This is a genomic window from Erythrobacter sp. MTPC3 (assembly GCF_042854385.1).
Taxonomy (GTDB): Bacteria; Pseudomonadota; Alphaproteobacteria; order Sphingomonadales; family Sphingomonadaceae; genus Erythrobacter.
On sequence record NZ_BTGP01000005.1, the window covers coordinates 258459 to 278094 of the forward strand.

At 59.0% G+C, this 19636-nt stretch carries 25 protein-coding genes; 10 read left to right on the plus strand and 15 right to left on the minus strand.

Annotated elements, in window-relative coordinates:
- Window positions 1-10: 10 nt before the first annotated feature.
- A complete protein-coding gene (locus ACGHU1_RS09240; RefSeq protein ID WP_390586072.1) occupies window positions 11-1099 on the plus strand; it encodes a Zn-dependent alcohol dehydrogenase in 1089 nt (362 codons plus the stop codon).
- Entirely contained in the window at window positions 1099-2169 is a 1071-nt protein-coding gene (locus tag ACGHU1_RS09245; RefSeq protein WP_390586074.1) for a phosphotransferase family protein, read from the plus strand. Before ACGHU1_RS09240 ends, ACGHU1_RS09245 begins: the two co-directional genes overlap by 1 nt.
- Before the next feature lie 10 nt (window positions 2170-2179).
- On the opposite strand, the gene ACGHU1_RS09250 is transcribed toward ACGHU1_RS09245, so the two are convergent.
- Window positions 2180-4594, minus strand: coding sequence for a S8 family peptidase (locus tag ACGHU1_RS09250; protein ID WP_390586076.1), 2415 nt, complete (start codon window positions 4592-4594; stop codon window positions 2180-2182).
- 187 nt (window positions 4595-4781) lie between these two features.
- Between ACGHU1_RS09250 and dapD the strand changes: the two genes are divergently transcribed.
- From dapD to ACGHU1_RS09270, 4 genes are all read left to right on the plus strand, one after another.
- Entirely contained in the window at window positions 4782-5618 is an 837-nt protein-coding gene (gene dapD / locus ACGHU1_RS09255; RefSeq protein WP_390586078.1) for a 2,3,4,5-tetrahydropyridine-2,6-dicarboxylate N-succinyltransferase, read from the plus strand.
- Window positions 5619-5690: 72 nt separating this feature from the next.
- On the plus strand, window positions 5691-5846 hold the full coding sequence (locus ACGHU1_RS09260) for a hypothetical protein (protein WP_390586081.1): 156 nt from the start codon (window positions 5691-5693) through the stop codon (window positions 5844-5846).
- A 74-nt stretch (window positions 5847-5920) separates the two neighbouring features.
- Window positions 5921-6148 (plus strand): DUF2945 domain-containing protein, encoded by a 228-nt coding sequence (locus tag ACGHU1_RS09265; RefSeq protein ID WP_390586084.1) that lies wholly within the window; start codon window positions 5921-5923, stop codon window positions 6146-6148.
- Complete coding sequence (locus tag ACGHU1_RS09270; RefSeq protein ID WP_390586087.1) at window positions 6148-6333, plus strand: DUF3008 family protein; 186 nt, start codon at window positions 6148-6150, stop codon at window positions 6331-6333. Before ACGHU1_RS09265 ends, ACGHU1_RS09270 begins: the two co-directional genes overlap by 1 nt.
- A 61-nt stretch (window positions 6334-6394) precedes the next feature.
- Here ACGHU1_RS09270 and ACGHU1_RS09275 read toward each other — a convergent pair whose 3' ends face one another.
- Window positions 6395-7714 (minus strand): dipeptidase, encoded by a 1320-nt coding sequence (locus tag ACGHU1_RS09275; protein ID WP_390586090.1) that lies wholly within the window; start codon window positions 7712-7714, stop codon window positions 6395-6397.
- Window positions 7715-7842: 128 nt separating this feature from the next.
- Here ACGHU1_RS09275 and ACGHU1_RS09280 point away from each other — a divergent pair, with 128 nt between their 5' ends.
- Complete coding sequence (locus ACGHU1_RS09280; RefSeq protein WP_390586093.1) at window positions 7843-8241, plus strand: DoxX family protein; 399 nt, start codon at window positions 7843-7845, stop codon at window positions 8239-8241.
- A 129-nt stretch (window positions 8242-8370) separates the two neighbouring features.
- On the opposite strand, the gene ACGHU1_RS09285 is transcribed toward ACGHU1_RS09280, so the two are convergent.
- Both ACGHU1_RS09285 and ACGHU1_RS09290 read right to left on the minus strand, forming a co-directional pair.
- Window positions 8371-8622, minus strand: a complete 252-nt coding sequence (locus tag ACGHU1_RS09285; RefSeq protein ID WP_390586096.1) for an SWIB/MDM2 domain-containing protein — start codon at window positions 8620-8622, stop codon at window positions 8371-8373.
- Window positions 8623-8658: 36 nt separating this feature from the next.
- Entirely contained in the window at window positions 8659-9243 is a 585-nt protein-coding gene (locus tag ACGHU1_RS09290; protein WP_390586098.1) for a YbhB/YbcL family Raf kinase inhibitor-like protein, read from the minus strand.
- Between the two features lie 262 nt (window positions 9244-9505).
- Here ACGHU1_RS09290 and ACGHU1_RS09295 point away from each other — a divergent pair, with 262 nt between their 5' ends.
- Complete coding sequence (locus ACGHU1_RS09295; protein WP_390586101.1) at window positions 9506-10999, plus strand: S41 family peptidase; 1494 nt, start codon at window positions 9506-9508, stop codon at window positions 10997-10999.
- Window positions 11000-11005: 6 nt separating this feature from the next.
- On the opposite strand, the gene ACGHU1_RS09300 is transcribed toward ACGHU1_RS09295, so the two are convergent.
- From ACGHU1_RS09300 to ACGHU1_RS09325, 6 genes are all read right to left on the minus strand, one after another.
- Window positions 11006-11401 carry a response regulator gene (locus tag ACGHU1_RS09300; RefSeq protein ID WP_390586103.1) on the minus strand — a complete coding sequence of 132 codons (396 nt, stop codon included), beginning with the start codon at window positions 11399-11401 and terminating at the stop codon, window positions 11006-11008.
- Window positions 11401-12483 carry a PAS domain-containing protein gene (locus ACGHU1_RS09305; RefSeq protein WP_390586106.1) on the minus strand — a complete coding sequence of 361 codons (1083 nt, stop codon included), beginning with the start codon at window positions 12481-12483 and terminating at the stop codon, window positions 11401-11403. The genes ACGHU1_RS09300 and ACGHU1_RS09305 overlap by 1 nt, the downstream gene beginning before the upstream one ends.
- 132 nt (window positions 12484-12615) lie before the next feature.
- Window positions 12616-13020, minus strand: a complete 405-nt coding sequence (locus ACGHU1_RS09310) for a GFA family protein (RefSeq protein WP_390586109.1) — start codon at window positions 13018-13020, stop codon at window positions 12616-12618.
- A gap of 29 nt (window positions 13021-13049) precedes the next feature.
- On the minus strand, window positions 13050-13412 hold the full coding sequence (locus tag ACGHU1_RS09315; protein WP_390586112.1) for a hypothetical protein: 363 nt from the start codon (window positions 13410-13412) through the stop codon (window positions 13050-13052).
- Entirely contained in the window at window positions 13409-13855 is a 447-nt protein-coding gene (locus ACGHU1_RS09320) for a COG3650 family protein (RefSeq protein ID WP_390586114.1), read from the minus strand. The genes ACGHU1_RS09315 and ACGHU1_RS09320 overlap by 4 nt, the downstream gene beginning before the upstream one ends.
- Window positions 13856-13959: 104 nt before the next feature.
- Window positions 13960-14532, minus strand: coding sequence for a fasciclin domain-containing protein (locus tag ACGHU1_RS09325; RefSeq protein ID WP_390586116.1), 573 nt, complete (start codon window positions 14530-14532; stop codon window positions 13960-13962).
- A 161-nt stretch (window positions 14533-14693) separates the two neighbouring features.
- On the opposite strand from ACGHU1_RS09325, the gene ACGHU1_RS09330 reads away from it, so the two are divergent.
- Window positions 14694-15986, plus strand: a complete 1293-nt coding sequence (locus tag ACGHU1_RS09330) for an FAD-binding domain-containing protein (protein WP_390586119.1) — start codon at window positions 14694-14696, stop codon at window positions 15984-15986.
- A 31-nt stretch (window positions 15987-16017) separates the two neighbouring features.
- Here ACGHU1_RS09330 and ACGHU1_RS09335 read toward each other — a convergent pair whose 3' ends face one another.
- The 3 genes from ACGHU1_RS09335 to ACGHU1_RS09345 form a co-directional block, all read right to left on the minus strand.
- Window positions 16018-16368 (minus strand): HPF/RaiA family ribosome-associated protein, encoded by a 351-nt coding sequence (locus ACGHU1_RS09335; RefSeq protein WP_390586122.1) that lies wholly within the window; start codon window positions 16366-16368, stop codon window positions 16018-16020.
- An 86-nt stretch (window positions 16369-16454) separates the two neighbouring features.
- Complete coding sequence (locus tag ACGHU1_RS09340; RefSeq protein WP_390586124.1) at window positions 16455-16670, minus strand: hypothetical protein; 216 nt, start codon at window positions 16668-16670, stop codon at window positions 16455-16457.
- A gap of 92 nt (window positions 16671-16762) precedes the next feature.
- Window positions 16763-16975 carry a cold-shock protein gene (locus ACGHU1_RS09345; RefSeq protein WP_390586126.1) on the minus strand — a complete coding sequence of 71 codons (213 nt, stop codon included), beginning with the start codon at window positions 16973-16975 and terminating at the stop codon, window positions 16763-16765.
- A gap of 271 nt (window positions 16976-17246) precedes the next feature.
- Between ACGHU1_RS09345 and ACGHU1_RS09350 the strand changes: the two genes are divergently transcribed.
- Window positions 17247-17714, plus strand: a complete 468-nt coding sequence (locus ACGHU1_RS09350; RefSeq protein ID WP_390586129.1) for a YaiI/YqxD family protein — start codon at window positions 17247-17249, stop codon at window positions 17712-17714.
- 556 nt (window positions 17715-18270) lie between these two features.
- On the opposite strand, the gene ACGHU1_RS09355 is transcribed toward ACGHU1_RS09350, so the two are convergent.
- Window positions 18271-18810: a hypothetical protein gene (locus ACGHU1_RS09355; protein ID WP_390586131.1), complete on the minus strand. Its 540-nt coding sequence runs from the start codon at window positions 18808-18810 to the stop codon at window positions 18271-18273.
- A gap of 97 nt (window positions 18811-18907) precedes the next feature.
- Window positions 18908-19576 carry a nucleotidyl transferase AbiEii/AbiGii toxin family protein gene (locus ACGHU1_RS09360; RefSeq protein WP_390586133.1) on the minus strand — a complete coding sequence of 223 codons (669 nt, stop codon included), beginning with the start codon at window positions 19574-19576 and terminating at the stop codon, window positions 18908-18910.
- Window positions 19577-19636: the final 60 nt, after the last annotated feature.

Consider the following 19636-nt stretch of genomic DNA (forward strand, 5'->3'; position numbering starts at 1 on the left):
GAGGCCTGACATGGCGAAAGCAGCAATTCTGAAGCAACCGGGTGAAGGTCTTGAGATCGGAGAGATTACGCTCGCCGATCCCATGCCGCACGAGGTTCTGATCGACACCAAGGCGTGCGGCCTATGCCATTCGGACCTGCACTTCATCGACGGCCATTACCCCCATGCCCTGCCCGCGATTCCGGGTCATGAGGCGGCGGGCGTGGTACGCGCGGTCGGATCTGAAGTGCGCACGGTGAAGCCCGGGGACCACGTGGTCTCCTGCCTCAGCGCGTTCTGCGGCACCTGCGAATTTTGCGTCACGGGGCGCATGGCGCTGTGTCTGGGCGGCGCGACCCGCCGGGGTAAAGGCGACGCTCCGCGCATGACGCTCGCGGGCGGCGATCCGGTCAACCAGATGCTGAACCTGTCGGCGCTTTCAGAGCAAATGCTGATCCACGAAAACGCCTGCGTTGCGATTGATAAGGACATGCCGCTCGACCGGGCGGCAGTGATCGGATGTGCGGTAACGACCGGCGCTGGCACCATTTTCAACGCGTGCAAGGTCACGCCGGGTGAAACCGTGCTGGTGGTCGGCTGCGGCGGCGTTGGCCTCGCCACCGTCAACGCGGCCAAAATCGCTGGCGCGGGCAAGGTCATTGCCGCCGATCCGCTGCCTGAAAAGCGCGCGCTGGCGGAAACGTTGGGCGCGACGCACACCGTCGATGCGATGGCGGACGATGTCGTTCAGCAAATCATGGAAATATCCGGCGGCGGCGTCGACTGGGGCATTGAGGCGGTCGGGCTTCAGGCTTCTGCCGACCTTGCCGTAGCTGCGCTTCGCCGCGGCGGGACCGCCGTGATCCTCGGCATGATGCCGCTCGATTGCAAAGTCGGTCTGGGCGCGATGGACCTGCTTGGCGGGAAAAAGCTGATGGGCGCGATCATGGGCATGAACCATTTTCCAGTGGACCTCCCCCGCCTGGTCGATTTTTACATGCGCGGGCTGCTCGATCTCGACACGATCATCGCAGAGCGTATTGGCCTTGATGAGGTCAACGCCGGATTTGATAAAATGCGCGAAGGGAGCCATGCGCGCAGCGTGGTGATGTTCGACTGATGGATATCGATTTCGACAAGGAAATGGTCGGCACGGTCGAAGTGACCGAGCGTGACAAGCTGGACCTCGATAAGCTCACGACATGGTTCGAGGCCAACGTCGAAGGGTTTGCCGGACCGATCAGCTATACAAAATTCAAGGGCGGACAATCCAACCCGACCTACAAGATCGAAACGCCGAGCACCAATTACGTTTTGCGCCGCCAGCCTTTCGGCAAACTGCTGCCCAGCGCACACGCAGTGGACCGCGAATACAAGGCGATGACCGGCCTGCATCCAACCGGCTTTCCCGTGCCGAAAACCTATGGTCTGTGCGAAGACCCCGACGTCATCGGATCGAAATTTTTCGTGATGAGCATGGCTGATGGCCGGTCGCTATGGAACGGCGCGCTACCAGGCAGCACGCCCGCAGAGCGGCGCGAGCTTTACAACGCGCTGATCGATACGATGGCCGATCTGCATCTTAACAGGCCCGACGAAATCGGCCTTGGCGATTATGGCAAGCCGACCGATTATTGCGCGCGGCAAATCGCCCGATGGTCGAAACAATACAAACTGTCCGAAACCGAGCATATGCCGGAAATGGAAAAGCTGATTGAATGGCTACCGCAAACCATCCCGCCGCAGCATGAAAGCAGCGTCGTGCACGGTGATTACCGGCTCGACAACGTGATCTTTGCGCATGAAGAAAACCGGATTATCGCGGTGCTCGATTGGGAGCTTTCGACGCTTGGCGATCCAGTCGCCGATTTCAGCTATCTCATGCTCAACTGGTTCCAGCCGGCGGATGGGCGCGCGGGGCTGCTCGGCCTCGATCTCGAAGATCTGGGCATCCCATCGGTTGAGGATGCGGTTGAACGATATGTAGCGCGCACCGGATATCCCGTGCCCCCGATGGACTGGTATTTTGCCTACAACCTTTTCCGGCTCGCAGGCATTATGCAGGGCATCAAGAAACGCGTGATCGACGGGACCGCATCTTCGGCCCATGCCAAGGCGATGAGCGACCGCGTTACGCCGCTGGCGCAGCGGGCGTATCAATTCGCCCTTTCCGCCGGTATGGCGGAATAATTCGGGTAACTCAGAACGACGCGTTGAAGCTCACGAGTGCGCCGACATCATTCGGCGCGCTTGCGATATGGCCCGGGTTCTGGCGGTAAAACACGCTCGCCCGGGCATAGCCGAACAGGAGCGGGGAGCCATATGTGAACTCGCCCATAATCTCGCGCCCCTCTGGCGAAAGCGACAGGGTCTGCTGGCCGATGATCGCGCGTTGTGATGCGTAATCATACGCCACCGGCAGCGTAAGATCGATGCCGCCTGAACGTACGCGCAAGGGCTGGCTTAGCCGGAAACCGATGCTGTCTGCGGCTGCGAAGTTGCCGCGGCGCGACACATCGAGCGACCAGGCATCGCTGCGAAGCTGAGAACTACTGGCGATCTGGCCGCCCCAGCTCGGGCTTGTGAAACCTGCTCTATACGCAGCGCTGGCTTGCCAATTACGCCCGAAATCACGCGCGATATCCGCGTCCAGAAACAGAGTATCTGCGCCTTCAAGGCCAATCAGGCTGCTGAATGCGCCGCCGAGCAGCGTCTCCTCTTCGGTCAGCCATGTGAGCGAAATCGCAGTGTCCAGACTACCGAATGACCGGTCGGCTGCGACACTGACCATATTCGTGCGGCGCCGGGGGTCTACCCGATAAACCGCAGCGCCGGATGGGATGGTTCCGGCAAGATGCGCCTCGCCGCGCTCTGCCGATACAGTCACGCCCCATGCGCCCAGCGTATGCCGGGCGGCGAAGGACATGTCGCTGCTTGCGAGAAAACCGCTGTCTGCGCCTGCGCGCGGCGCAATGGCGAAAGCCGGGCGGTCAGCACCCTGCAACTGCGCGACCAGCCCGCGCGATCCCTGCGCGATGCCGAAACCTACCTGCATGTCCGGTGCAATCCGCGCTGCAATACTGGCGGCAAGCACGCGCGCGCCCAGCGCCTCCTCTGATGAAAACTGCAATTCGCGTGACCAGCCCAGCCCTGCCGCACGGTCACCCTGTGCCACAGTCACCGCCATAGCCAGCCCCTCACCCGCCGCTGAACGGGTGATGCCACCACGCTCGACCGCGCCTCTAAGGCGCTGTGTCTGTGCGGCATTGGCCGATTGCGCGCCCAGATCGACATTGTAGGCCCGGCGATATTCATCGAGCACAACGGTCCCGGCAGAGGCGCTGGACAAGGCATCGCCCATCGCCGCCGATCCGACCGCAAACGTCTCACCAATCGTAAACGCAGCCCCGCTTCCCGCGATGGCAGTCGCACCCGATGGCGCAATCGCTGCCGCGATATCGAGAATGCCAGTGCCAAACACGCTATCGGTGCCCGCCGCGCCTGCATCACGCGCGTTGTTCAGCAGGATTTCGACAATTTCGGTCGCGGTCAGATTGGGGAAAGCCTGCGCCAGCAGGGCAACCGCACCGGCAACCTGCGGCGCGGCAAAGCTCGTGCCGGAAAACACGGTTACAAATTGCTGTCCGTCAACCGTCTCGACGAACACTTCGCCGTCTTCGTAAACACAGCAAATCCGCTCCCCGCGCGCTGACAGGAATGAACCAGCCAAATCGCCTGCGCGGTTGCTGAAATCGGAAAACTCGCCCGCATCGTCAACCGATCCGACGATGATCACATTGCCATTGCCCGCCGCCTGAAGGCTGGCGGCAAAGGGATCGGGTTGGTCGGGATCAATACCGGGCTCGCTTCCGTCACCGCCATTGCCAGCGGAAACGACCACCACCACGCCTTCGCTTGCAGCGCGTGAGACTGCGTTCAAAACGCTTTGCGACGCACCGCCGCCGCCAAGGCTCAAATTGATGACCGTCGCTCCGACATCCACGGCCAGATTTATACCGTCGGCGATGTCGCTGTCTGTGAAAAGACAGCCGAGCGTCGGATCGCTGGGCGTGTCTGTGCCGCACGTGCCCGGATCATCGGCGCGCACGGCCAGCACCTGTGCATCGAATGCGATGCCGACCACGCCTGTATTGTTGCGGCCCGCGGCTGCGACAAGAGCGACATTCGTGCCGTGGTCATCTTCGGGATCGACACCTCGGCTGCCCGCAACATCGCGCGATTGGGGATGCAAACGGCCTGCAAATTCCGGGCTGTCGCTATCGATTCCGCTATCAATCACGGCGATGATCTCTCCATCGCCGGTAAAATCCTGCTGCCACGCCTCATCCGCACCGTGAAAGGACGGTCCGTCGGATCGCCGGAATTCAGCCGTGTCGAAATTGGTCGGCGGCGGCGGGGGTGGCGGCGGGGGTGGCGGCGGGGGCGGAGGCGCAGGTATCGATGTGATCGGCGCGCCGCCTGACGATCCGCCCCCGCAGGCGCCCAGCGCGGCAACCATGACGGCGGCTGCGGCAGTCTTGCCCACATACGTCCAGTTGACGGGAGATCCGCCGGGCGGTTTCAGCAGCGGCGATTGCGTGCGGGTTTTGTGCATGTTTGCGACCTCATCATATTCCCACCTATCAAGCAATTGCATAGGCCGGATTTCCGAACCATTGCAAGAAACGTGATAAGCATTCCTAAATACGTGAAAACGTGGTTGTTGCATCATCTTCTTGTCGCTGGCGCTTTGCGCAGCTAGCAGCGGATCCAACGCATATTCGCCATTTTTCAGAGGTATTATGACCGCACAATTGATCGCCGACATCGAAGCCGCTTGGGAAGTCCGCAGCGAGGTAACTCCGGGAAGCGAAGTGCGCAGCGCCGTTTCCGATGCGCTTGCACTGCTGGACAGCGGCGAAGCGCGGGTGGCGGAGCCTGACGGCAATGGCGGCTGGCACGTCAACGCATGGCTTAAAAAAGCGGTGCTGCTGTCATTCAGGCTGAAAGACAACAAGGTGATGGAGCAAGGCTCTGCCGGAGAAGCCGCATTCGACAAGGTACCGCTCAAATTTGCCGGCTGGGGCGACAACCGGTTCCGCGAGGCGGGGTTCCGCGTTGTTCCCGGGGCCGTGGTCCGGCGCGGCAGCTTCATCGGCAAAGGCGCTGTGCTCATGCCCAGCTTCGTCAATATCGGCGCCTACGTGGATGAAGGCACCATGGTCGACACATGGGCGACGGTGGGTTCATGCGCGCAAATCGGCAAAAATGTTCACATCTCCGGCGGGGCAGGGATTGGCGGCGTTCTGGAACCTTTGCAGGCTGAACCCGTCATCATTGGTGACGGCGCATTTATTGGCGCTCGCAGCGAAGTGGCCGAAGGAGTGCGCGTAGGCGAAGGCGCCGTGTTGTCCATGGGCGTCTATCTGGGGGCTTCGACAAAGATCGTGGACCGCGCAAGCGGCGAAGTGCACATGGGCGAAGTGCCGCCCTATGCCGTGGTCGTACCCGGATCGCTGCCGGGTAAACCCCTGCCGGACGGCACGCCCGGCCCATCGCTATATTGTGCGGTGATCGTGAAAACGGTCGATGCGCAAACCAGATCGAAGACGGGTATCAACGACCTGCTTCGCGATTGATTTTTCTGCCTCTTCATCCAGAGGCTTTCGGACCGGGCCTTGCTCGGTTATAACGGGATTATTGGAGTTCAAATGGCTTACGAAGACAAAAAAGAAGTTCACATCGAAGATGACGATGCACGCGCGGCCAGCACGCCCGGCATCATGCGTTACGTCCTCGGCATCAGCCTGCTGCTGGCAGTGATCGCGATGACAATCGTCTGGATCGTGCCTGCGATCTCGGGCTGACCTCGCCCGGCTCTGTTTGGAACCGGTAGGGCGGGACGTGCATTAATCATCTGAAACCAATCAGGAGATTAATCATGAGCAATTCCAACAGTTTCCAGACCAACCAATACGTCAAATGGAATTGGGGCAACGGTGAGGGCAAAGGCCAGATCACCGATCGCTTCGAACGAGAAGTGACGCGCACCCTTCAGGGGACCGAAGTTACCAAGGACGGTGACGAGGACAATCCCGCTTACCTGATCAAGCAGGAAGACGGCGGTGAAGTGCTCAAACGCGGCAGCGAGCTTGAGGCGCAGGACTGATGGCCAAAGCCACCAGCAAGGCGCAGCAACAGGCGGCAGGCGCCGCTCTTTCAGCGAAACGCGGAGAGACTGACAAGTCCGATCTTCAGGGCGCCTCTGCCGAAATGTATGACAGCATGAGCGAGGAAGAGCTGGAGGATATGGCCTCCACTTCGCGTGAAGACCTGCCCGAAACTGCAGACTGATCCAGACCGATAATGCAGCCCCGCCGCCGGCCAATCACCGGGGGCGGAGCGCATTTTCTGGTCAATCAGCGGCGGGAAGAATGCTTTCGATAGGTTCGCGGTCAGCCACACGCGCGGCATAGCGTTCAGCCTGGCGCAGAACGCGGATGGCATTGCGGCTTGAAATCAGTTCCAGCTCGACCTGAGAATAACCGCGCCGCGCCAGCTCTGTGAACAGCGCGGGATAACCCGTCACATCCTCCATTCCGACAGGGCCGGTAGGCATGCCGTCATAATCCGCACCGATGCCGATATACTCGACGCCGGCCACAGCTTTGATGTGGTCGATATGGTCCGCCATGTCGCCAATCGTCGTTTGCGGTTCGGGGTTTGCAGCGTCCCATTCCGCCATCGCCTGCTCCCAGACATCCGGCTGACCGCCGAACAGCGATTTTCGCCGCGCCAATTCAGCCTCCCGCTCGGCATACCACTGGCGGCGATCATCATTTAGGAAGCCGGGTAGTCCCACCACCATCACGATACCGCCATTTTCTGGCAGGCGCTCCAGCACGCCGTCGGGCACATTGCGTGCATGGCCATTGATCGCGCGCGCGCCTGAATGACTGAAGATGACCGGCGCCGCCGCCACATCCAGCGCGTCCATCATCGTCTCTTCGCTGACATGACTCAGATCGACGAGCATTCCGATCCGGTTCATTTCACGGATCACATCCTTGCCGAAGTCGCTCAGGCCGCCATGCTCCGGTTCGTCGGTGGCACTATCAGCCCACGGCGTGTTTTCGGAGTGCGTTATGGTCATATACCGCGCGCCCAGCGCATACATCTGGCGCAGCACCGCAAGGCTGGACCCGATCGAATGGCCGCCCTCCATCCCCAGCAGCGATGCGACCTTTCCGTCGGCCATCGCGCTTTCAACCTGATCGGCAGTTTCCGCATAGGCAAGACTGCCGGGATAACGCGCGATCAGCCGCTTCATCACGTCGATCTGCTCCATCGTCATCTGGACTGCTTCGGGTTCAGACAGGCGTGCCGGGACATAGACCGACCAGTATTGCGCCCCGACCCTGCCCTGTTCCAGTCGTGCAAGATCGGTGTGCATCGTCCGGCCCTGCGGGTGGGTTTCGCCTGTCGCGCCAGTGTCGGCAAAATCGAAATTGTTGATCTGGTTGTCAAAGCGCGAGCGCAGCTGGATGGGGACGTCGTTGTGTCCATCAAAGACCGGTGCTGCTTCCAATGCCGCATTTGCGGTGATGACCGCCGGATCGGTCTCAATTTCTGGGACGATGTTGTCTGCAACGCTCTGCGCGGACAACGGCGCTGCAAGCGCAGTTGCAAGTGCGATGAACGGCAGACTGAAAGAAAGTGGGGCGCGATGTTGCATGTGAGGCTTAACTCCCGGTAACTGCACCGCAAAACAGCGGGGCACAATAAGATGACAGGTGATAGCGCGGGTGAACCGATCGGACAAACACCGCATTCCTGCCGGGCACTGATGGCTGGGGTCAGCCAATGATCAAAGCTGTTTTCCGGATAATCCTGGCGGTGTTTTACGGCTTTGCAGGCTATGCCCATATCGCCCGGCCAGAGCCGTTCTTGCTGATCACCCCGCCATGGGTGCCAGCACCCGACGCGGTCATCTTCTGGACGGGTGTGGCCGAGATTGCCGGGGCAATCGGCCTGCTCCAGCCTTTTTCGCGCGCACTGCGGCAGGCGGCGGGTATCGGTCTGGCCCTTTATGCGCTGTGCGTGTGGCCCGCCAACATCCACCATTTCGCAATGGACATGGCGAGCGCGGATGGCGGAATGGGCCTCGGCTATCACATACCGCGCATGATCGCGCAGCCGGTGTTGATCTGGCTGGCGCTGTGGGCGGGTGAGGTTTGGGGAAAGCCGCGCAAGGGCGTTTGAAACGTCGTCTCAGCCGACACAGCGCCGACTGAACGCTGCATTGCTGCGCGATAAAAGCCGAAAAGAGCAGCGGCGCGGGCTGTAATGCACCGCGCCGCCGGCTCCTGTCGGTTTTTCAAGGCATAAGCCTTAGGTGAGGTGCTTGGACACCGCAGCCGTCATTTTGAACATCGAGATCTGCTCTTTGCCGATCACCGCGCCAAGTTTGTCGTCGGGATTGATCTGACGCTTGTCCTTCGAATCCTGAAGGTCATTCGCCTTGATGTATTCCCAGACTTTCGAGGTTACCTGAGCGCGCGTCATCGGACCTTTGCCGATTACGTTCTCGAGTTCGCCTGAAAGTTGCACCGGTTTCTGTAGTGCATTGGTCTTGCCAGCCATGGTATTTCTCCCTTTTATAATGGCAGGTTAGTCAAGTTATTCTTCATCCCACGCCATGCCGTCATCAGCATCGACGCCGGTGAATGGTGCAGTCAGAATTGCGCAGGCTGTGATGCTGCCCTTGATCGAGGCTATCAAATCCTCGCGGCTTGCGCCGGGCATCAAGGTCAGCGGAAGATCGGTCGCGAATAGCTGGAACACATATTCGCGTTTTTCGCCAACAGGCGGATCAGGAAGCAGCCATTCAGAATTGCCGGCAGCGTTCTTTCCAGCGCGCGGCGGGACCTCCCCCTCCAGCAATTTTCCGCGCTGCCCGGCCAAACCCCAGACGAGCCAGTGGCATTGCGGCTTATCACCATCGGTGCTGGCGTCTTCGACGATCAGCACCAGTTCCTGCGCACCTGGAGGAGGCGCGCTCCATTCCAGTGGCGGAGCGACAGCGTCTTCTTCTTTAGCCGTGAAGCAAGGGTCCAATTCCTCGCCCGCGTCAAACGCCGGGCTCGTGATGGCAAAACCGCCGCGCGCCAGTGTGCGCGCATCGCCCAATTGAGCGATGGCCAGCCCCGGATGCCGCGCAGCCGGTGGCAGCTTTGCGGTAAGCCAATCGGGAAGGTCAGTCATGATTCTGTCTTTCCATAAGTCATTTGCTAGTCCCATCGCGGGAAGGAAACGAGGCACGCGCCCGTGATTTGCCCCGCTTTTTGGTGAAAAACGCCCGTTTCCCAATAAAACCGCGGTAAATTGATGCAAAAATCCCTCAGATCACCGGCGACCGGCGCGATGGAAACCAATCGCCCTTGCAGGCGCGGGCATCCCATTGCATGTTTTATTTGCCTGTTTGAAGGCTGTTTGTCGCAAATATCTACCTACTGGAGCTCCCTCAATGCAAATCGGTCGCACCGCACTTTCCGCAACCCTCGCGCTCGCCCTGGCGGCATGTGGAGGCGGCGGTGGATCGACTACGCCGCCGATCAGCGGCGGCACCCCAACTCCGACACCGACGCCGACACCAACAACCGCCACCTGTGATATTAGTAACCAGCTCGATTTTGTAGATGACCAGTTGAACGAATGGTATTTATTCCCGGACCTTCTGGACAACAATGTCAGCCGGGTGGGGATCACCGATGTGCAAACCTATTTGGACGCGCGCGTTGCGCCTGCTCGCGCTCAAAACCGGGACAAAGGGTTCACATTTGCCACATCGATTGCCGAAGAAAACGAGCTGATCAATTCGGGTGCGAGCGCCGGTTTCGGCATCCGTCTGGGATACGACACGGTCAATAACCGCGTTTTCCTGTTTGAGGCATATGAGGCGGGCAACGGGTTTGTCGCCGGAATGGACCGCGGAACAGAATTGCTTGCCATCGGCGAGACGAGCGCAAATCTGACCACCGTTTCGTCGCTGATGGCCTCTGGCGGACCATCGGCTGTGATTGAGGCCCTGGGGCCATCCAATCCGGGCGTTTCGCGAGTGATCCGTTTTGCCCAGCTGGGCGGAAACGTGATCGAGACGAACATCACCAAGGCGAGTTTTTCATTGGATGCGATTTCTGATCGTTACGGCGCGCTTGTCCTGAATGATGGCGGCAAGAAAGTTGCCTATCTGAACTTGCGCACGTTTATCGTGGGAACATCGGACCGCCAGTTGGTCGATGCGTTTCAGGATTTCAGCGATGAAGGGATCACCGAATTCGTGATCGATTTTCGCTATAACAGCGGCGGGCTGGTCCGCATCGCTGATCTGATGGGCGATTTGCTTCGCGGATCGAACACGGGCCAGGTTTTCAGCCAAACAGTTTTGCGTGCGAGCAAATCGAGCGAAAATTCAACGGAATTCTTCGAAAGCACGACGGGATTTTTCAATCCCTCGACAAACACGCTGGGATCGCCGCAGGCAATCCCGTCGGTCAATCCGATCAAGATCGCATTTATCGGACGTCCCGGCACAGCGTCCGCCAGCGAGCTGGTGATGAACTCGATGATACCCTATGTCTCGCCGGCCAACCTTGCGCTTGTCGGATCGAACACATCGGGCAAACCGGTCGGCCAGTCCGCTTTTGATTTTGCCGCCTGCGACCTGCGCCTCCGTGCGGTAACATTCCAGACGCTTAACGCCGATGGTAACGGCGAATATTTCGGCGGCATGGCGAGCGAAATGCCAAATACCTGCGCGGCGACAGACGATATTTTCACCCCGCTCGGTGATCCGTCAGAAACTTCGATTGCGACTGCTTTGAGTTTTCTGAGAGGCCAGACATGCACCGCTACGATCAGCGGCGGCACCGGGCAGACCGCGCAAAGCGTTGGCGGGCGCCAGCTGCTTCAGCCTGAACGGCCAAATGCCGCCCAGCACGAAATTCCCGGCCTGTTCTAAGGTGCTTTATCCGGCGGCTTGGCGGAGGGGCTGACCCTTCGCCTCGTCGCCGCGTTCTATCGCTGCTTCGATAACTTCGCCTGATGGCATCGGCTTGGCGAGCAGCGGCGCATCCAGCGTTCTGATCCGTTCTTCATGACGGTTGAGGTCACCGGAGTGCAGGATAAATGGGATGCCCTGCCGGTCCAGCTCACGCGCAATCGGCAGACATGTTTCGGTCTTGCCGAGCGACACATCGAGAACAGCAGCATGGATCGCAGAATTATCCGCAAGATGCTGGAGCGCCTGCTCGCAGTTGCACGCCGAAAGGACGCGGCAATCGCGGTCTTCGGCGCTGAATTGCAAATCCATCATGATCAGCGGTTCGTCTTCGACGATGAGCAATGTGATTTGATTTGACATTACTCGTTCCCCGCCGGAATTCTCACAACAGCGCGCAGACCGTCTTCCTGCCAATCGCGCGTAATGGAGCCTCTACCGGTGGATAGCAGGCGGTCAACGATAGTCGTGCCGGTTCCGGCTTCAATCGCCTTCTTGTCCACCGCCGGTCCGCCTGTTTCATCCCATTTGATGACCAGGTCTTGTCCATCTTCCGACAGTTTCCATTCGACCGTAACCTTGCCGCCTTCGGTAGCCCATGCGCCATGCTTTGTGCTGTTGGCGGCAAATTCGTGCAGCACCAGCCCCACCACAGAAACGGTGGTGAACGGGATGCGCGTGCCGTTACCAATCATTTTCAGCCGCTCGGCCGCCTGATCGTAAGGCGCAAGGACCGCACGGATCGCTTCGCCAATCGGGATATACCCGCTTGCCGCTTCGTCGAGAGTTGTTTCGTAAGCGCGGCCCAAAGCCTGAATGCGCGAGTTGATTTCTGCAGCCTCGTTCTGGATGCCGCGCATCCGTCCCGTGACGTTCACGATGCCCGAGATGACCGCGAACATATTTTTCATCCGGTGTGAAAGCTCACGCGCCATTTCCTTGGCATGCTTTTCATCGGCGCGCGCGGCGCGAACGTCGGAGACGTCCCACTGGCTGCCGAAGAAATACACCAGATTGCCTGCGTTATCGTAAATCGGGCCGAGGTGAAGGGCGTTCCAGAAGCTGGTTCCGTTCTTCCGGTAATTCAGGATTTCAACCACGACCACATCTTCGGCCTCGATCGCCTTGCGAATGCGCGCAACGGAATCCGGGTCGGTTTTTGGCCCCTGCAGAAACCGGCAATTGCGGCCCACGATCTCGGCCTCGGAATAACCGGTCAGCCTGCGAAACGCGCGGTTCGCAAATAAAATCGGCATATCTTTGGAATGAGGATCACTCAGGCAGATCGCCATACGGGTCTGCGCCATTGCCTGTTCGAACAGGACACCTGATGCGCCAGAGAACTGGTCGCTGGTGTTTCCTGACCGAAACCGGTCAGGCGCGTCGTCGAAACGCATGTTGGACTGCTGCGCCCTTTCTGGCGCGCGTTCGTCGTCTGTATTCACTTTATCCTGCTTTCCCGCGAGGTGCGCAGCGCCTTCAATCTTTAAAGTGCGCACTTGCGGTTTTAATTCGTCGTTTCGCAGTCAACGAAAAATGCAGGCCTGCGTTCCGAAAAGATTGGGCTAAGCAGGCCGCTAAAGCCCCTCTGGAACCGTTTCGAAGCCGGGAATATCACTAATATCAATCCATTGCTGCTTGCTCTTTGTGTAACAATGGAATGCAGGTTTTAACGACGAAGTGTCGTCCAAAGTGCCTGCTTTAATGAACATCAGGTCATCAGACCCTTCTAGACGGGTGAAAACCGGCGAGCCGCAATTGCGGCAAAATTGGCGCATGACCGTTTTGCCGCTGTCGCCTGTGTCATCGTAGGTTTTTACCTCGCCCCTGATGTCGAGGTCGCCTTCGGAAACGCCGACGATAATGGAAAGAGCGCTGCCCGATTGGCGCTGGCAATTCTTGCAATGACAGGCGACGCACAGTTTTGGATCGGCGTTCAGAGTGTAAGTAATCTCACCGCATAGGCATCCGCCGGTGTGCATCGTGCTGTCCCTCTTAATATCAGTCCGCCTCAATCATCGCTGCGGGTGAGCAGAAACGCAAGGAACCCGGCGCCAAGCAGCGCCTCGGCCGCCAGAACCGCCCCGGCCAGCGCGCTGTTGCCGGTTTCAAAGAGCGCCGGTGCCAGCAGCGCAACCGTCCCGATTTTTCCGATCAGCCCCGCCCACAAGGCCGCGCCATACCGGTCCGGGTCGCGCGCGATCAGCGCGAAGATGATCCCGAACGAAAACACCAGCAATCCCGTAATGCGTGCATCAATCGTGGCGGCAGGGCCCATGATCCAGTTGAAAACAGCAGCGCACCAGAACAGCGCGCGCCATGCTCTGCCAACACGAGCCTTTCCCAAAGGCGATCCGACAATGCCGCCGGTCACGGTGCCGCGTCCCCGGCAAACGGTTCATCGCTGGTATAGCCGCATCCCATCAGCACCTCATCGCCCAGCGCGACGGTTGCGGTGTAAGGGTACGACCGGTCGCTCATCCCGTCCGCGCACGCGCCTGGCGTCAGCGCGATCTGGGCGGGCACCCCGTCCATCTCGCCTGAAAAACCAAGGCCGTTATTGCCCGCAAAACGGGTGACGGCAAAATTCGAACCTTCGGGGTTTTCGGGCGAGGAAAACGCCGCGCGGTAGAGTTCGCCATCGGGCGCGATCTCAATGCCCCAGAACGGTTCCGTCCCGGTTAGCGTGATCACCGCATTGTCCGATACGCCTGTGAACGTCTCGCCGCCCGGATCGATACCGTCATCGGGAGAGCAGGCTGCGGCAAACAGCAGGCAAGATAAAACTGTCAGGGATCGGGAAGCTTTTGCGATCATCGGCGGCATCCTTTGTTCATGCCGACCATCTAATGCTCTGCTCCCTGAAACGCAAAAGGCGGACCCGATCGGGCCCGCCTTCGCAATTCAAAATGATACGCAGATTACTGCGGCATCAGCACCGTGTCGATCACGTGGACAAGGCCGTTCGACGCTTCGACGTCGGTTGCGGTCACGGTCGAGGTGCCGCCCGCTGCGTCGGTCAGGACGACTGCGCCGTCAACCACTGCTGCGGTCAGCGTGCCGCCATTGACGGTCGTGATTTCGTAGCCCGCTTCGCCAGCTTCTTCGATGGCGGCGGTCAGCGTTGCTGCGTCAATCGAACCTTCGACGACATGATAGGTGAGGATGCTGCCCAGCGTTTCCGTGTCGTTGGTGGTCAGTTCGGTCAGCGTCGCTTCGGGGATCTTGGCGAATGCGTCGTTCGTCGGTGCAAATACGGTGAATGGACCTTCGCCCGACAGTGTTTCGCCAAGGCCGGCTGCGGTAACGGCCGATACGAGGGTGGAGAATGTTTCATCGCCCTGCGCAACATCCACGATAGTGTTCGTGGTGGTTGCCTCTGCCGCCATTGCAGTTTCGTCCGCGCTCATCGCGTCGTCGGTGTCTGCTTCGGCGCCGCATGCAGCAACTGCAAGAGCGATCGAAGAAACGAGGGTAAGTTTAAGGGTTTTCATTAATTTATCCTTGGATGTGGAAATCATGTTTCGGTCATCAGGGGCCGCGCATGGTGCGCTGGCCCTTCCACAACTACGAACGCAGCGATGGAAAGGATGTTCCGAATTCGTTTTGCACTGCACCATCGCCGCTCCTTGGCTGGAATTGCGCCGGCGCCGTAATGACAGGAACCCAACGTCTCTCTTTCGGTTCCACTACCATGCTGTTTTCCCCGACCAGAGAAGCCGCCCTCCAGCGCCTCCATGATTTTGTGCCGCGCGCAGGCCGCGCTTACGCAAACAGCCGCAATTACGATGATGGCCCGCCCGATAGCGAAGCCCGGCAAAACGTTTCGCAATTGTCGCCGTGGCTGCACGCCGGGATCATCAGCGAAACCGAGGTGCTGGACGCGGTGCTTGCCCAGCACGGCCCGCACGCAGCGGAAAAATTCGTGGCCGAGGTTTTCTGGCGCATCTATTTCAAAGGGTATCTTGAACAGCGCCCCTCGATCTGGCCCGCCTACTGCGAACAACGCGATAAAGCGCTAGGTCAACTTGATGCGAATTCCGGGTTGAAGACCGCCTATGATCAGGCCGTCGGCGGCAGTACCGGGATCGAGGCGTTCGATCATTGGGCGCGCGAGCTGGTGCAGACGGGATATCTCCACAATCATGCGCGCATGTGGTTCGCCAGCATCTGGATCTTTACGCTTAAACTCGACTGGACCTTGGGCGCGGACTTTTTCCTGCGGCATTTGATGGATGCCGATGCTGCATCGAACACGCTCAGCTGGCGATGGGTCGGCGGACTGCACACCAAAGGCAAAACCTATCTTGCCCGGCCTGATAACATTGCGCGCTACACGGCGAACCAGCCGTCGGGACCGCTATCCGCCGATGGATTGGCACACGAAGCGCCTGCACTCGAAGAGGCGGCGGACCATCAAAAACAGGCGCTTGATCTGCCCCAGTCGGACGCTGCTGATTTGCACGGCGCGGACTATGCTCTCATTCTGCATGACGAAGGCGCCTGCCACATGGCGATGAACCTGCCGCATCCACCAAAGTTGGTGCTGGGCATGACGCGTCCAGAAGCACGCTCGCCATTGCCCGTAGGCGAAACCGCTCGGAACTTTGCTCGCAGTGCGGTCGAAACGGGGGTGGATCAGGCGGGGGACGCTTTCGGATGCAAAGCAAAGCTGCTTGGCGAGGGAGAGGGATTGCAGCAATCGCTCGGCCAGGCGGGGCTGCAGACGGTTGCATTCTCTTATCTGCCCACCGGCTGGACGCGCGATGCGCTGCTCCCGGAACTTATGGGCCTGCCAGACGCGGTGAATATTGTGCCCCTGCTCAGCGAAGTTGAGCACGCCACGTGGCCCTATGCCAAGGCTGGTTTCTTCGGTGTCAAAAAGAAGATTGAGAGCATTCTCGGCGAGGTCGGGATTGACGGGTCAAGCCTCGACGCCGCCGAGTGATGCAATTTGCGTTGGATGAATGCGCGCAGGATCAGGCGTCGATTATCTTGTCGGGGCGTTCATCATGCTTGTGCTTTTCGCTCTTGCCGAAATGCCGTTCCAGCCGCTGAGCCAGCGTCGTCGCCGCTTTGCGTGCAGCGGTATCCACGTCGGACGCCTTGCCCGTTACGCCGATCGGATTGCCGCCGCGGGGGCGCGCTTCGATGGTGCAGTTCTTGTCATCGGCACCGCCTTTACGGGCGTTTTCGTCCGAGACGTGCACTTCAAGCCGCGTGAGCCGGTCTTCAAACCGTTCAAGCCGCTGGCGCACCTGGTTTTCGATCCGCTCTGCCACGTTGGCAGTGCCCATGACCGAACTGTCTGAATTGAACTGGAATTGCATATGGGGGTTTCCTCTCATTATGGTCGTTTCAGCGAACGTATCGCCGTACATGCCATATGGGGTCGAACCGCCCGATTTCTAACGAATTATTGCTGTTCCAAAGCCTCGGCAGCACGTTTTGCCGCGCGTTCTTCTTCAGCCTTTGCCCGGTCACGCGCAACAGCGCGGGCCTGGTTCGCAAGCGCCCGCCATGTTTTCTCCGAACGCAGCTCACGGTCGCGCACATTGTCGAGTTGGGCTTCTTTCGCCTTCGCCGCAGCTTCGTCAGCGCGGTCGCGGTAGAATTCGTATGTCTGGGCCATTTGGGCTCCTGCTGGAGTGGAGGGTCAGGCGGCTTAAAAGCAAAAGCGTAGGGCGCGGCAGTCATCCCGCCGCGCCCCCACGCAAATTCTGCTTAGTCAGCAGCCGACAGGTTTACGGCGCTTTCCTTGCCGTTGCGGCCCTGCTCAACGTCGAAGTTGAGGCGCTGGTCCTTGTCGAGGCTGTGCATGCCGGCGGCCTGAACCGCGCTGATGTGCACGAAACTGTCGCTGGAGCCGTCGTCAGGCTGGATGAAACCATAGCCCTTGTCGGTGTTGAAGAATTTTACTGTGCCAGTCTTGGCCATGATGTGTTCCTTTCGAGAACGTATTGCCCTCCTGCAAAATCGCAGGCGGGGTCGTGCGTCAAATCGTTCAGGGAAAGGAAGTCGTCGTCTGGTTTTCGCCCGCGCCATTTGCGTAAAAACAAACCTGCGCAGAGGTAGTCAAATCTCGAAGTCCGTCGCAAATTCCGACGTCAGCGCGATGTATGTAGCACGGCTTTGCTCCATTACCTAATTATTGCTGCAACGCGTAATATTTGGTGCTTGGCACAAGCCCGCGCTATTCGTGTGCGCCATGACCATTACAATCCTTGTCGATGCCGATGCCTGCCCCGTTAAAGACGAGGTGTACCGCGTCGCCGACCGGTTCAAAGCGCAGGTGCGCATCGTCAGCAATTCTCCCTTTCGCATCCCCGATAGCCCCCGGGTAAAACGCGTGGTGGTGGATGACGGTTTCGACGCCGCCGATGACTGGATCGCGGAGCACGCGGACGCGCGCAGCGTGGTCATCACCGCCGATATCCTGCTCGCCGAACGCTGCCTGAAAGCGGGCGCGGCGGTTATTGCGCACAATGGTAAGCCGTTCGATGCGACCAGCATTGGCAGCGCGATTGCGACCCGCGCGATTCTGGAGGACCTGCGCGCCGGCATGGACGGCGCCACCGGTTTTGGGGCAGGCGGGCCTCCCCCGTTTTCCAAAGCTGACCGTTCGCGGTTCTTGCAAGAGCTGGACCGGGTGCTGGGGAAGCTGAGCCGGGAGTGAAGGTGAGGGTGTTTTGTGTTGTTTGTTTGCGCGCGGTTTTTTGATGCGCCCTCAGGCGCCGGGCGCGGGCCATCCGGCCCGCTTGGCTGCGCCGCATAAGCGGCGGCACGCGGTCGCGCGCTGGCGAGCCTGCGGCTCGCACCATTCCAAGCCATGAGTCCAGCGCCCCGAAACAAGACATTACTTCGCATTGTCGCTTCGAAGCACGGCGCGAAGCGCCGCAAGGGCGACCGCCCGCCCGGAGGCCCGAAAGGGCCGAGGAAATCGCGCCCCGGATGGGGTGCGCAAACAAAAAACGCGCACAAAAAAACGCGCGCAAACAAAAAAACACCAAAACCACACATGACACATTTTCCAACATGTCATCCGGTGCCTACACGCCGAAAGCCCGGAGTTCCGCCAGCTCCCGCATGTAGGCACCGCATGACAACTCTCCAACTTCTGACCAGTCGGAACCGCAGGTTCCGCAAGCGCGACTGCGCGCCCGCAGCGCCGTAGGCGCGAGGAAATCGCGCTTCGGATGGAGTGCGAAAACAAAAACACCACTTCTCGGGCTTCACTCCGCGTCTTCCCCCTCCCCATCGCCGTAAAACTCCTCATATTCTAGGCGGCTTTCCTCGTCCCATGTTTCGGGGCCGCGCTCTACCCGGTCCACCAGCGGGCCGAAATCCTGCGGGTCATAGCCGAAGGCGGGGTGGTTGGAGCGCGCTCTTGGCGGGCCAAGCCGCTCGCGCATGGCGAGCAGCGCCACGGTCAGCCGCTCGTCAAAACGGCGCGAGGTGTGGACCAGCTCGCCCTTGTAGAAATGCGGAACCTCGACCCCGTGCAACGCGCGCTCCAAAGCCGCCTCTGCCAGCGCGTCAAAGCGGACATGCAGCGCCGCATGCCAAGCCAGATCAAACGGCTCGCCCTTAAGCCGCGCGCGCAAGGCATAGGCGGACTGCCGCGACATCCCCGCCATACGCGCCGCCTGCGTAACAGAATGCGTGGAGGCCAGCGCGGTAAGAAACAGAGTCTGCCGCGCAGGCGTCCACTGCGGCGCGTTTGAGGCTGGGATGATTTCGGTGGCGGGGTGAGTTTTGGATGAGTGTGTCATCCGCAAATTTAGGGCAGATTTTGGCGGAGTAGGAAAGGGTTCCTTCTCGCCTACTCTCTCCAAATCGAGGCCCACACAATGATGTTGGCGCTCGACTCTACCATGGAAGAGAACGATAGAATTTACTCACGGTAAGATAAGCTTCTTCAAAATCAGGTAGAATTTCAACCTCGGACTTGAGTGACTCCCAGTTCTGTTGAGACTTCTTTTTTACATTTGGGTCATCCAAAGAATTTTTATTTGGTTTAATATTTCTTGAATTACATTTTTTTACGAAAGTTTGTAATAATTGCTTTGGATCAATAGGATGGAGACGACCATCTAAAATCAAGAAATTCAGGTCAAAGATATCTTGACGTCGCGCTCGATTTCGGACGGCCTGCTGAAGGATTGCTCGATACTTTTCGGCAACTAAGTCGAGCAATGAGTATGCTAATATCTTTACGTCGGTTCCTTCGATGCGAATTTCCTGTATAAAATCAATTGGTTCGTTGAAGCTTATATCTGCATGTAATACTTGCGAACATCGCCCTTCGAGCAAGTGCTTTTCTTGAGGACTGTTCTTGATTGCATAAGCAAATTTAGCTGAGATTGCAGGGTATGAGGCTTCAACAAATGAAGCTTCTCGGGGGCGAAATTTTACTGATTGAAGATCAAGCAAGACTTCTGGAAGCCCTAACATTGCTGTGGCGCGAGGAAGCGCATCACTTAATTCGGGGTGTATCCCCTTTGCATACGTGATTGACTCAATGCGAGGTTGATGCATAAGTTCAAATCCTTGTTTTGAGGGGGCTTATGCACAACACACCCGCAATTTTGCAGTTCG